The sequence below is a fragment of the Paracoccus everestensis genome, from assembly GCF_021491915.1.
GTDB lineage: Bacteria > Pseudomonadota > Alphaproteobacteria > Rhodobacterales > Rhodobacteraceae > Paracoccus > Paracoccus everestensis.
Genome location: NZ_CP090836.1, coordinates 456,186 through 468,539, shown reverse-complemented (window position 1 = coordinate 468,539; position 12,354 = coordinate 456,186). Strand labels below are relative to the sequence as shown.

The following is a 12,354-nucleotide window of genomic DNA, read 5'->3' as shown; positions in this document are numbered from 1 at the left end:
GACAAGGAAAGCCCCCTGCCCTTACGTTACGGCGGCCTTCTGCTGAAACCTTTCATCATTCCACGTCCCGTCCCGCAAAATCCGGGCCAGCGTCCCGACCGCCCGGTCCACATCGTCCAGATCGTTGTAAAGCGGTGCAAAACCAAAGCGCAGCACGTCGGGTGCGCGGAAATCGCCCACCACCCCCGCCGCGATCAAGGCTTGCATCACCGCATAGGCATGGGGATGGCGGAACCCGATCTGAGACCCGCGCAGGGCCGGGTCGCGGGGAGAATTCAGGGCCACGTCCGGGCAGGCGGCCTCGACCCCCGCGATGAAGGCCTGGGTCAGTTTGATGGACCGGGCGCGCAGGTCCGACAGGGCCACGCCGTCCCAAATGTCCAGGGCCGCATCCAGGGCGCTCAGCGCGATCACAGGGGGCGTGCCGACGCGCATCCGCTCGATCCCCGCCGCAGGGCGATAATCCGCGTCAAAGGCGAAGGGTGCGTGGTGGCCCATCCAGCCTTGCAGGATCGGCTGGGCGGCGTCCGCATGGCGCGGATGGGTCCAGATGAAAGCGGGCGCGCCAGGGCCGCCGTTCAGGTATTTATAGGTGCAGCCCACCGCGAAATCCGCATCCGCCCCGGCCAGATCCACATCCACCGCGCCTGCCGAATGCGCCAGATCCCAGACCGTCAGGGCGCCTGCCGCATGGGCGCGGGCAGTCAGCGCGGCCATGTCGTGACGCCGCCCGGTGCGGTAGTCGACCTCGGTCAGCATCAGGACGGCCAGGTCATCGGTGATCGCAGCGTCCACATCATCGGGGGAGACGACGCGCAATTCGGCGCCCACCGCGCGGGCCAGCCCCTGCGCCACATACAGGTCCGACGGAAAGTTGCCGCTGTCGGACAGGATCACCCGCCGGTCGGGGCGCAGGGCCAAGGCCGCGCTGACGGCTTGGAACACCTTGATCGACAGCGTGTCGCCCATCACGACCTCGCCCGGCCCCGCGCCGATCAGCCGGGCGATACGGTCGCCAACCTTGCGCGGCTGGACATACCAGCCCGCCTTGTTCCAGCCGGCGATCAGCATTTCCGACCACTCGTCCGCCATCATCCGCCCCACCCTTTCCTTGGCCGCAAGGGACATAGGCCCCAGCGAGTTGCCGTCCAAGTAGGTGATCCCGGAGGGCAGGTGAAAGGCGCGGCGGGTGGCGGCGAAATCGGTCATGGCAGTCTCCATCTTGACCACAGGCTATCAGCAGCCTTTTCTGCCGGAAAGAGAGGGCAGGATGATCTATCACGTTACCGACTGGGACGACGCCTACGCCAATGGCGCGCATATTCCGCAGGCCGACGGGTTCGTGCCCCGCTGGCAGAACGCCGCAGCAGCCTTCCGGCAGGCCCATCCCCCGCAGCCGCTGGGCCGGGGGCATCTGTTCCGCCCGGCAGGAACAGCACAGGGATTGATGGTTTTTATGCATGGCGGCTATTGGATGCGCTTCGATCCCGGCCTGTGGTCGCATCTGGCGGCGGGCGCCCTGGCGCGTGGCTGGGCGGTCGCCCTGCCCGGCTATACGCTGGCCCCGCAGGCGCGGATCGCGCAGATGGCGCGCGAAGTCGCGGCAGCGGTGGCCGAGGCTGCGGGGCTGGTGGACGGCCCTATTGCACTGACAGGCCATTCGGCGGGCGGGCACCTTGCGGCGCGGATGATCTGCGACGACGCCACGTTGCCCGATGCGGTTGCCGCACGGGTGACGGCCTGCGTCCCGATCTCTGCGCTGACCGACCTGCGCCCGTTGATGCGCACGGACATGAACGCCACCCTGCGGCTGGACCCTGCCGAGGCTGCGGCGGAAAGCCCGGCCCTGCTGGCGCCGCGCGCGGGCATTCCCGTCACCACCTGGGTCGGCGGGATGGAACGGCCCGAGTTCATCCGCCAATCGCGCCTGCTGGCCAATATCTGGGCGGGGCTGGGGGCCGCGACGGACTGCGTGATCGATCCCGGCCTGCACCATTTCGACGTGATCGAGCGACTGGAACAGCCAGACAGCCCCCTGCTGGACAGGCTGCTGGTCAGCCGGTGAAATCCGCCAGCGTCGCGCCCGTGACCGCCAGCAGCACCGTCGGGCTGATGGCGAAGACATGGCGCGGCGTTCCTGCCGCCGCCCAAACAACATCGAAATCCAGCAAACGGGGATCGAGGAAGGCCGTCACCGGCTTCAAATGCCCGACCGGGGCCACGCCGCCGATCGCAAAGCCGGTCTCGTCGCGGATCAGCGCGGCGTCGGCCTTACCCAGGGGTTGACCCGCGACCGCCGCCGCCCTTGCAGGATCGACGCGGTTGCCGCCTGCGGTCAGGAACAGGACGGCATGGCCCGTCGCCTCGCCCCGGAAGATGATCGACTTGGCGATCTGGTCCAGGTGGCAGCCTGCCGCCTGGGCGGCGTCCTGGGCGGTGCGGGTGGTCCCGGGCATCTCCAGGATCTCGGCATCCACCCCTGCTGCGTCCAAGGCCGCGCGGACCCGTGCCAGGCTCTTGCTCATCCATCCCCCTTGCCATGCGCCTTGCGCTTTGGCGCCAGTCGTGTTGTTGCACGGGCAATCATCACCGGAGGCCGCCATGAACGTCTATACCCTGCTGGTCGAGGTGGGCCGGACCGCGAACGACGGCCTGCCCGACGGATCGACCGGGGCCGCGCTGATCTGCTATGCCGCCGGCCATGACGAGGCCGAGGCGGTGCGCGAGACCGTGGCGATCCTGAAGCAGGCAGACCTTTCGCCGCTGGACGTGACGGGCTATGGCAGCCTGGACGAGCGCCTGGCCGAGGGCCACGAGATCGACGACGATGAGCGCGCCTTGATGCAGCGCGCCCTGGATGAAAATTCCGTCATCATTGCGCAGATGCAGCCCTTCTTCAAAGGCGAAGGCGCATCGGACGAGGGCGAGACGCTGCACTGACGGGCGCGCCAACCCTATTCAACCGAAAGTGTCTTCGCTAGACTGCCCCTAACAATAATAGCAGCAGTTACGGACAGGCGATCCCATGACATTTTCCCGCATCTTCCTGACCACCGCCCTGGTGGGTGCCCTGGCATCCTGCGCGGGGCCGATGAACCGGGCGCCCGGCGGCATGACCGGCGCCAGCCCGGTCACGCCCGCGCCGATCCCCGCGGCATCGGCAGGCGACGAGGCGGGGTTGCAGAACTTCGTCCAGTCGTTCCGGTCGCGCGCGGTCGCCTCGGGCGTGTCGCCCGCGACCTATGACCGCGCCATGCGGATCGCGCGCTACAACCCCGAAGTGATCCGCCTTGACCGCAAGCAGGCCGAGTTTTCGCGCCCCGTCTGGCTGTATCTGGACAGTGCCGTGTCGGACGTGCGCATCACCACCGGCCGCCAGAAGGCCGCGCAACTGTCTGGCACCCTGTCCCAGATCGAGGCCCGCTACGGCGTGCCGCGCGAAATCGTGCTGGCGGTCTGGGGGATGGAATCGAACTTCGGCGCCAATCGCGGCAAGATGCAGATCATCCCGTCGCTGGCGACGCTGGCCTATGACGGACGGCGCGGCGAGATGTTCCAGAACCAGCTGATCGCCGCGCTGCGCATCCTGCAGGCAGGCGACACCGATCCCGAACATATGCTGGGCAGTTGGGCCGGGGCCATGGGCCACACGCAGTTCATGCCCACGTCCTATCTGGATTATGCCGTCGATTTCACCGGCGACGGCCGCCGCGACATCTGGTCGGACGATCCGACCGACTCGCTGGCATCCACCGCGAACTACCTGCGCCGCAACGGCTGGGTGCCGGGCCAGGCCTGGGGGGCCGAGGTGCAACTGCCCCAAGGCTTCAACATGGGGCTGGTCGGCAAGGGCACGCGCCGGTCGGACTGGGCCGCGCAAGGCGTGCGCCCCATGGGCGGCGGCGCGCTGCCGGGCGGCAACGGGTCGATCATCATGCCGGCGGGGGCAAACGGCCCGGCCTTCCTGATCCTCGACAACTTCCGGTCGATCCTGCGCTATAACAACTCGGACAACTATGCGCTTGGCGTGGCCTTCCTGGGCGAACGCATCGCGGGACGGGCAGGCATCCAGGGGTCCTGGCCGCGCAACGACCGCGCGCTGTCCACCAGCGAGCGGCAGGAAATCCAGCAGCGCCTTCGCGCCAAGGGGTTCTACCAGGGCGAGATCGACGGGCTGTTCGGATCGGCCACGATGGAATCGGTCGCGGCCTATCAGCGGTCCATCGGGGTCACGCCGGACGGCTATCCGACCTCGATCCTGCTGGGCCAGTTGCGGCGGTAGGCAAGGGGGGCGTCCGAAAGGGCGCCCCTTTTGCCTTGGCGCGCCGAAGCCTGACGTCTCGGCGACAGTCCATCAGGGATTTTCGATTTTGAGGGGGTCTTTGACGAGCGTATAATCTTCATGTCGCCTCGGAAGGCCTTTGAGTCGAGGCGTCATGGCTTTCCCTGCTGTTGTTCAAAGGAGATATGGAAATGGCTCTCGCGAAAATGGCCCTTGCTGTTCTCTCGGTCGGCCTGCTTTCGTCCGGCGCCGCATTGGCGGAAGAACTGACACTCCGGTTCAAGCTTGTCATCACCACCACAAGTGACGCGACCATGGATCTTCCAAGCATCACGGACCAGTCTCTTGTGGCCAGAGAGGCGGTCGGCGTCGCGTTTTTCGAGGACGGGCGCGTGGCCTTCAAGCGGTTCGCTCTTGCTACCATCCGCGGCAAGGAAGACGGCAACTGGATGGGCCTCAGCACCTATACGTTCGAGAACGGCGACGCGCTCAACCTGCAATTCTCCGGCAGTTGGTCCCCCGAGGGATCGCAGGTCGAATATACGTTGCTGTCCGGTGCAGGCGCTTTCGAAGGCGCGACGGGAACCGGGGAACTCACCGGGATCAACACGTCATGGACGGATGCGCTTCTCTTTGACGGCAGCTTCACTCTGCAGGTTCCAGGGAACTGAAAACGGCTGTCCCAGACCAAGGTCACCGCCAATCCCGCTGGTTCTTCGCTGTGGAAGCAATTGGCAAGGCGCAGCTGTCTGGACACTGGGGCCGCTCGGAAAGATCGTGGCAATGATCCAGCGGAATGGGAAAGTCCGCTTGGCAGCTTTTGCCTTGCACAAGGCCTACCGCAGCCATTCCGGAAACGCCCCAAGCACCTCCTCATAGACTCCGCGCTTGAAGGGCACGATGTTTTCCAGCAGCGCCGCCGCAGGCATCCACCGCCATTCCCGGAATTCGGGGTGATCCGTGTCGATGCGGATGTCTGCGTCCTGGCCCAGGAACCGCATCAGCACCCATTTCTGGCGCTGACCGCCATAGCGGCCCTTCCAGACCTTGCCCAGCAATTCGGGCGGCAGGTCGTAATAGACCCAGCCGGGGGTTTCGGCCAGGACCTGCACCTTGTCCGGGGAAACGCCGGTTTCCTCGACCAGTTCGCGCAGGGCGGCCTGACGGGGATCCTCGCCCTCGTCTATGCCGCCCTGAGGCATCTGCCAGGCACCCTGGGTGTCGATCCGCTGGCCTGCGAAGATCAAGCCTTCAGCGTTGATCAGCACCACGCCCGCGCAGGGCCGGTAAGGCAGCCCGCCCGGCCCCGTCCGTTCCGCATCAGCCATTCGTCTTGGCGGCCCCGGTCCCCTCGGTCCCCGACCCTTCGCCCGTCACGGCGGGGGTGGCGGCGGCAGGCACCTGGCCCGCCTGGAAATCGACCGCAGCCAGACCCTTGAGGATATCCACGGCATAGGCCAGCTGGTAATCCTCCTCGCGCAGCTTCGCGGTGGCCTCGACCTCGGCGGCCTCGTCCTCAATCTGTTTCTTTTCGTCGTCGCTGACCGAATCGTTGTTCAGCGCGCCGCGCAGGTCAGCTTCGGACCGGCCGAAGTTCGATTGCGTGCGGGGGCCTTCCTCCTCGTCCTCTGGCGTGGCGGGGGGCGTGGGCTGGGCCACCAAGATGTCGGGCTGGATGCCCAGCGACTGGATCGACCGGCCCGACGGCGTGTAGTAGCGCGCGGTGGTCAGACGGATGGCGCTTTCGGCCGTCACCGGCATGACAGTCTGGACTGATCCCTTGCCGAAGGTCTTTTCACCCACCACGATGGCGCGGCGGTGATCCTGCAAGGCGCCCGCGACGATTTCCGACGCGCTGGCCGAACCGCCATTCGTCAGCACGACCATCGGCTTGCCCTGGGCCAGATCGCCGTCCTCGGCGTTCCAGCGTTCGCTTTCCTCGGGGTTGCGGCCACGGGTGGACACGATCTCGCCCGCGTCCAGGAAGGCATCGGACACGCTGATCGCCTGGTTCAGCAGCCCGCCGGGATTGTTGCGCAAATCCAGCACGAAGCCCGTCACCTTGTCGATGCCGCCCGCCTCGGCCACGGCCTTGTCCAGTTCGGACTTCAGCGTGTCATAGGTTTCGTCGTTGAAGGTGGACACGCGCAGCACGACCGATTTCCCCTCGATCCGGGTCTTCACCACGGTCAGCTTGATCGTGTCGCGCGTCATGGTCAGATCGAACGGCTCGGTCTCGCCTTCTCGCAGGATCGTGACGGTGATCTCGGACCCGATGGGGCCGCGCATCATGTCCACCGCCTGATCCAGCGTCAGCCCCATCAGCGATTCGCCGTTCACATGGGTGATGAAATCGCCCGTCTTGACCCCCGCCTGCGCGGCGGGCGTGTCGTCGATGGGGGAGACGACCTTGACCAGGCCTTCTTCCTGACTGACCTCGATCCCCAGGCCGCCGAAGCTGCCGCGGGTCTGGGTCTGCATGTCCTCGTAATCGCTGGCCGACAGAAAGGAGGAATGCGGATCGAGCGAGGTCAGCATTCCGTTGATCGCGGCCTCGATCAGTTCCTTGTCGTCGGGCGCCTCGACATAATCGGCGCGGACGCGTTCGAAGACGTTCCCGAACAGTTCAAGCTGTTCATAGATCGAGGCATTGCTGCCGGTTTCCTGCGCCACCAGCGGCCCGGCGATCTGGGTGGTCAGAAGCGCACCGGCCAGAACACCGCCCACGCCTGCGATCAGATAATGTTTCATGACGGCCTTTCCTGCCTTCAATCCTGTTCAGGCTCCACGACGGGATTCAGCACGAACCATTCCGCCGGGTCCAGAGTTTCCTGTCCCTTGCGCACTTCCAGATACAGGGATTCGGTCCGTCCCCCATTGCCGCCGATGGCGGCATCGGTAACGAATTGCGCGCCGAATTCCTGCGCCGACGCCTCGGTCCCGCCCATCAGGCCGATCGGATCGCCCGCTTGCAGCACGTCGCCAACTTCTCCGAACACCTGCGACATCCCCGCGAAGACCAGAAGATAACCGCGCGCGGGCTCGAGGATCATCACATTGCCGTAATCCAGCAGCGGACCGCGATACCGGATGGTGGCGGACCAGGGCGTGGTGACAAGTGCCGCTGGGGGCGTGGCGATCACCCAGCCGGGCCGTTCGACGCCCGCCGCGTCGGGCTGGTCGTAAAGACGCAGGATGGTGCCCACCACCGGCAGGGGCAGGGCGCCGCGCGCGCCCTCGAAATCCTGTAGCGGGGGGCCGACGTCCATCTGGATACTGGCGACCCCCGTGGCGAATTCGTCCAGCGACTGCGCCGCATCGCGCAGCTTTTGCATTTCCGCAGGCGCGTCGGCGTATCGGATGGGCAGGCTGGACCTGTCGGTGACGGCGCTTGCCAGCAACCGGCGCGCTTCCTGGACCGAGGCAAGCCCCGCACCCAGCATCTGCGCGGCACCCGCCTGCAAGTCACGCACCGTGGCGATTTCCTCCAGGTCGTCCTGCAGCCGTTCCGCCTCGGCCCGCAGGCCTGGGGTGACATCGGCCAGGACCATGCCCGACCGCGCCGTGGCAAGCGCGCCCGCCGGATGCAGCAGCATGGTGGTTTCCGGCGCCTGCTGCAGCGCCGTCATGGCCCCCAGGACCGAAGCCAGCCGGCCGCGCTGCGATTCGAAGCGGGCGCGCAGCTCGGCTTCGCGGGCACTGGCCTGGCGCAACCCGTCGCGCAGGGCGGACAGGCCCTGTTCGTAACCCCGGATCACCTCGGTCAAGGCGACGACCTGGTCATCGGCGGACACCGCGTCGGCCAGCTTGGCCACGGCGGCGCGCAGCTGGGCGGCGGCGTCCTGCGCCTCGGCCACGGCGGCGGTGACCGATGGTTGCACGTCCTGCGCCGACAGAGGCGCGGCGGCGATCAGGGCGGCAAGCGCCAAGGGCAGAAATATCTTCATGCGGTCACGATCAGGCTGGTGCCGGTCATCTCGGCGGGCTTGTCCAGGCCCATCAGCTGCAACACCGTGGGGGCCAGATCGGCCAGCCTGCCGTTGCGCAGATGCGCGCCAGGGGGACCGCCATAGACGATCACCGGCACCGGGTTGGTGGTATGGGCTGTATGCGCCCCCCCTGTCACGGGGTCGATGGTGGTTTCGCAATTGCCGTGATCGGCACAGATCACCGCCGCGCCGCCTGCGCGGTCCAAGGCCGCCAGCATCCGGCCCAGGCCGCGATCCACGGCCTCGCAGGCCAGGATGGCGGCGGGCAGGTTGCCGGTATGGCCCACCATGTCGGGATTGGCGAAGTTCACCACGACCAGGTCATAGCCCGCGCCGATCACCTCGACCAGTTTATCGGCAACCTCCTCCGCGGCCATTTCGGGGGCCAGGTCATAGGTCGCGACCTTGGGGCTGGCGGGCATGAATCGATCCTCGCCCGGTTCGGGCGATTCCTTGCCGCCGTTCAGGAAAAAAGTGACATGGGGGTATTTCTCGGTTTCCGCCAGGCGGAACTGGCGCAGGCCATGGCTTGCGACCCAGGCGCCCAGCGTGTTGACCACCTGGCGCTTGGGATAGGCGGCGGTCATGTACTCGTCATGCCGGGTGCTGTAGTCGACCATGCCAAGCAGCGCGGCCCATGCGGGGCGGTCATTGTTGTCGAATTCGGTGAACGTCGGATCCGCAAGCGCCGTCAGAATTTCCCGCGCCCGGTCGGCCCGGAAGTTGAGGCAGAAGAACCCGTCCCCATCCATCGCACCGTTGTACCCGTCGATGACGAAGGGAGGGATGAATTCATCGGTTTCCCCGCGCCCGTAAGCCACAGTGACGGCCAGATCGGCGGACAGCGCGGGTTCTCCCTGCCCGGCGATGATTGCCCGATAGGCGCGCTCGATCCGTTCCCAGCGATTGTCGCGATCCATCGCGTAATATCGCCCGATCACGGTGCCGATCCGAGCGCCTTCGGGCAGGCTGCCCTGCAATTCGGTGATGAAACCCATGGCCGATTGCGGCGGCACGTCACGCCCATCCGTGATGGCGTGCAGCACAACGGGCACGCCCGCCGCCGCAATTGCGCGAATGGCGGCCTGGACATGAACAACATGGCCATGCACGCCGCCGTCGGACACGATGCCCATCAGATGCGCGGTCCCGCCCGTCGCGCGCAGCCGTTCGACAAAGCGGATCAGGCTGTCGTTGCCCACAAAGCTGCCATTCTCGATCGCCAGGTCGATCTGGCCCAGATCCATGGCAACAACCCGGCCCGCGCCGATATTGGTGTGGCCCACCTCGGAATTGCCCATCTGTCCGCGCGGCAGGCCCACGTCGGGACCAAAGGTCGTCAGTGTCGCATGGGGGCAGGTGCGCATCAGCCGGTCGAAATTCGGCGTCTCCGCCTGGTCCGGCGCGCTTTGTTCGGGCCGGTCGGATATGCCCCACCCGTCAAGAATGCACAGGACCACAGGTTTCGTCATATCGCCCCTCGGATGATTTGCGCCTTGTTACGCGGGCGCGGCGGTTGCGGCAACCGAAAGGCCGGGGGCCAGACCCCGGACCCCCGGGATATTTACGCCAAAGTGAAGCAAAGCGGATTCATCTTGGCCCAAATATCCGCCCGGGTGAATTGGCCGCAGGCCAAGAGGGGGCGGCAGCCCCCCAACCTGTCGCCACCTTCATTCGCGATGATAAGGCGATCCGGCCAGGATCGTCGCGGCACGGTACAACTGTTCGGCCAGCATCACCCGCACCAGCATATGCGGCCAGACCATGCGGCCCAGGCTGATCTGCCAATCGGCGCGCGCGCGCAGCAGGGGATCCAGCCCATCCGCGCCGCCGATCACGAAGCAGAGATCTTTGGCTTGGTCGCGCCAGTCCGCCAGACGACGTGCAAATTCCGGCGATGTCGCCTGCTCGCCCCTTTCATCCATCATCACCAGGGCAGCGCCCTGCGGGATGACGCGCGCCAGCAACTCGGCCTCGGTCACCATCCCGCCGCCGCGCTTGTCTTCCACCTCGTGGATGGCGATGGGCGGCAGGCCAAGGCTGCGGCCGGTCCTGGCGAAACGGTCGAGGTAGTCCGCAACCATCGCCGCTTCGGGGCCTTTGCGCAGCCGGCCAACCGCGGCGATGTCGATCCGCATGGCGTCCTGCCCGGCCTAATGCGCGGGGCGGGCCTGATCACGCACCCGGACAAGCGCGTCCGAAGGCATCCACAACTTTTCAAGTTGATAGAATTCCCGAACTTCGGGGCGGAAGACATGGACAATGACATCATCGGTGTCGATCAGCACCCAGTCGCCGGTATCCTTGCCTTCGATCCGGGGGGTGCGGCCGGTCGCCTGCTTCATCCGGTCGGCCAGCTTTTCGGCGATGGCGCCCACCTGGCGCGCGCTGCGGCCCGATGCGATCACCATGTGATCCGCCATGGCCGACCGTCCGCGCAGGTCGATCGTCACGATGTCCTCGGCCTTGTCGTCGTCAAGCGAGGACAGGATGCGGGCAAGGATCTGGTCGCTGGTCAGATCCTGCGGCGCGGGGGTCGCAGCCGGCCCCGTGGCCGGCGAGACGTCTTGTGACAGGGTTCAATCCTCCGGTCAGCGCGCCGATCGCCCCCGGCGCAGGGGATGGATCAAAGATAGCAACTTTTCAGGCCATCTCAATGTTCCCGGCCCGATTCCGTATTGTCGGGCGGCGGATCGTCCATCTGGACCCGCAAGGACGGATTGACAAGCCGTACCTCGCGCTGCGGAAAGGGCAGCGTGATGCCCTGTTCCTTGAACGCGTCCCACAAGGCCAGGTAAACCTGCCCGCGCACGTTGGTCAGGCCTTTTGCGGCATCGTCGATCCAGAAACGCAGGACATAATCCACGGCATTGTCGCCAAATCCCGTGACCCAGCAGACCGCCTGCCGGTCGGACAGCACGCGCGGCACGGTCTTGACGGCGGCAATGGCCGTGGCGCTGACCCTGTGCGGGTCGTCGCCATAGGATGCACCGAATCGCAGATCCAGGCGCACGAAGCTGTTGGTATGGGACCAGTTCACGACCTGGCCTGTCACCAGATCCTCGTTCGGGATCAGGTATTCCTTGCCGTCGCGCGTCACCACGCTGACATAGCGGGCGCCAAGCTCCTCGATCCAGCCGAAGGTGTCGCCCAGGCTGATCACGTCGCCGGGCTTGATGGACTTGTCCAGCAGGATGATCACCCCAGACACCAGGTTCGAGACGACCTTCTGCAGCCCGAAGCCCAGGCCAACGCCCACCGCGCCGGAAAAGACCGCAAGGCCGGTCAGGTCGAAGCCCACGGCCTTCAGCCCGACCACGACGGCCAGGCTGAACAGAACCACCTGCAACAGCTTGGCCGTCAGCACCCGCATCGTGGGCGAAATGTCTTCGTTCCGCGCCAGCCTGCCGGTGATCAGCCGCGACAAGGCGCGCGCGCCGCCGATCAGCAGGCCGGTCACCACAAGGGCCTTCAGGACCGTCAGGGCCGACAGGCGCAAGTCGCCAATGGTGATGGCAAGGCTGTCCAGGAAATCGCCCGCAGGCTCGGTCAGGCCCAGCAGGAACAGCGTGACCCAGATCCAGCCCGCCCAACTGACGATGCGGCGCAGGAAGCGGTTGGCGATCAGCCGTGCCACGAAGAAGATCGCCAGCCAGGACAAGGCGATGGATGCCGCAAGCGCGATCAGCGCGCTGCGCGAGGGCCAGGTGATCTCTCGCATGACGATGACCACGGTCCAGGCCAGCAGCGCAAAGATCATCAGGCCCATCCGTCGCCCGATCAGCACGCCCAGCCGCAGCCGCCATTTCGGCCAGTCGCTGCGATCATGCAGCCAGGCGTTCCAGAACCGCAGCGCGATCCGGCCCAGGAGCCAGGACAGCAGGATCAGCCCGGCAATGGCGGCCAGCTGGTACAAGCGGGCGGGCAGGATCATGATCTCGAGGAACAGGGAAATGCGCGACCATAATCCTTGGGCGGCATCCACGATGTCTGGACCGACCGGCTCCATGGCCCCCCTCGCCTGCGACAATATTGCGTCAACGCCGAAAGACGCATAAAAGATCGGCCATGTCCGGGTTCATC

General features: G+C 66.2%; 13 protein-coding genes. 4 read left to right on the top strand and 9 right to left on the bottom strand.

Going from position 1 to position 12,354, the window contains the following annotated elements; all coding sequences use genetic code 11:
* Positions 1-21: 21 nt before the first annotated feature.
* Entirely contained in the window at positions 22-1,209 is a 1,188-nt protein-coding gene (kynU, locus tag LZ585_RS02335; RefSeq protein WP_234854854.1) for a kynureninase, read from the bottom strand.
* A 61-nt stretch (positions 1,210-1,270) separates the two neighbouring features.
* Between kynU and LZ585_RS02330 the strand changes: the two genes are divergently transcribed.
* On the top strand, positions 1,271-2,065 hold the full coding sequence (locus tag LZ585_RS02330) for an alpha/beta hydrolase (protein WP_234854853.1): 795 nt from the start codon (positions 1,271-1,273) through the stop codon (positions 2,063-2,065).
* On the opposite strand, the gene LZ585_RS02325 is transcribed toward LZ585_RS02330, so the two are convergent.
* Positions 2,055-2,525 (bottom strand): YbaK/EbsC family protein, encoded by a 471-nt coding sequence (locus LZ585_RS02325; protein ID WP_234854852.1) that lies wholly within the window; start codon positions 2,523-2,525, stop codon positions 2,055-2,057. The two genes, LZ585_RS02330 and LZ585_RS02325, sit on opposite strands and share 11 nt — an antisense overlap.
* A 76-nt stretch (positions 2,526-2,601) precedes the next feature.
* Between LZ585_RS02325 and LZ585_RS02320 the strand changes: the two genes are divergently transcribed.
* The 3 genes from LZ585_RS02320 to LZ585_RS02310 all read left to right on the top strand — a co-directional run bounded on the left by LZ585_RS02320 (position 2,602) and on the right by LZ585_RS02310 (position 4,953).
* On the top strand, positions 2,602-2,940 hold the full coding sequence (locus LZ585_RS02320) for a hypothetical protein (protein ID WP_234854851.1): 339 nt from the start codon (positions 2,602-2,604) through the stop codon (positions 2,938-2,940).
* Between the two features lie 85 nt (positions 2,941-3,025).
* Positions 3,026-4,282, top strand: a complete 1,257-nt coding sequence (locus tag LZ585_RS02315; protein WP_234854850.1) for a lytic murein transglycosylase — start codon at positions 3,026-3,028, stop codon at positions 4,280-4,282.
* A 191-nt stretch (positions 4,283-4,473) separates the two neighbouring features.
* Positions 4,474-4,953, top strand: a complete 480-nt coding sequence (locus LZ585_RS02310) for a hypothetical protein (protein ID WP_234854849.1) — start codon at positions 4,474-4,476, stop codon at positions 4,951-4,953.
* A 165-nt stretch (positions 4,954-5,118) separates the two neighbouring features.
* On the opposite strand, the gene LZ585_RS02305 is transcribed toward LZ585_RS02310, so the two are convergent.
* The 7 genes from LZ585_RS02305 to LZ585_RS02275 form a co-directional block, all read right to left on the bottom strand.
* The gene (locus LZ585_RS02305; protein WP_234854848.1) at positions 5,119-5,610 is read right to left on the bottom strand and encodes an RNA pyrophosphohydrolase; all 492 of its coding nucleotides are present in this window, start codon (positions 5,608-5,610) and stop codon (positions 5,119-5,121) included.
* Positions 5,603-7,033, bottom strand: a complete 1,431-nt coding sequence (locus tag LZ585_RS02300) for a S41 family peptidase (RefSeq protein ID WP_234854847.1) — start codon at positions 7,031-7,033, stop codon at positions 5,603-5,605. Before LZ585_RS02300 ends, LZ585_RS02305 begins: the two co-directional genes overlap by 8 nt.
* A gap of 17 nt (positions 7,034-7,050) precedes the next feature.
* The gene (locus LZ585_RS02295; RefSeq protein WP_234854846.1) at positions 7,051-8,229 is read right to left on the bottom strand and encodes a murein hydrolase activator EnvC family protein; all 1,179 of its coding nucleotides are present in this window, start codon (positions 8,227-8,229) and stop codon (positions 7,051-7,053) included.
* Complete coding sequence (gene gpmI / locus LZ585_RS02290) at positions 8,226-9,743, bottom strand: 2,3-bisphosphoglycerate-independent phosphoglycerate mutase (RefSeq protein ID WP_234854845.1); 1,518 nt, start codon at positions 9,741-9,743, stop codon at positions 8,226-8,228. Before gpmI ends, LZ585_RS02295 begins: the two co-directional genes overlap by 4 nt.
* 198 nt (positions 9,744-9,941) lie before the next feature.
* Positions 9,942-10,409, bottom strand: a complete 468-nt coding sequence (gene rlmH, locus LZ585_RS02285; RefSeq protein WP_234854844.1) for a 23S rRNA (pseudouridine(1915)-N(3))-methyltransferase RlmH — start codon at positions 10,407-10,409, stop codon at positions 9,942-9,944.
* Between the two features lie 15 nt (positions 10,410-10,424).
* Complete coding sequence (gene rsfS / locus LZ585_RS02280; protein ID WP_373568649.1) at positions 10,425-10,790, bottom strand: ribosome silencing factor; 366 nt, start codon at positions 10,788-10,790, stop codon at positions 10,425-10,427.
* Between the two features lie 134 nt (positions 10,791-10,924).
* On the bottom strand, positions 10,925-12,280 hold the full coding sequence (locus LZ585_RS02275; protein WP_234854843.1) for a mechanosensitive ion channel family protein: 1,356 nt from the start codon (positions 12,278-12,280) through the stop codon (positions 10,925-10,927).
* Positions 12,281-12,354 lie beyond the last annotated feature (74 nt).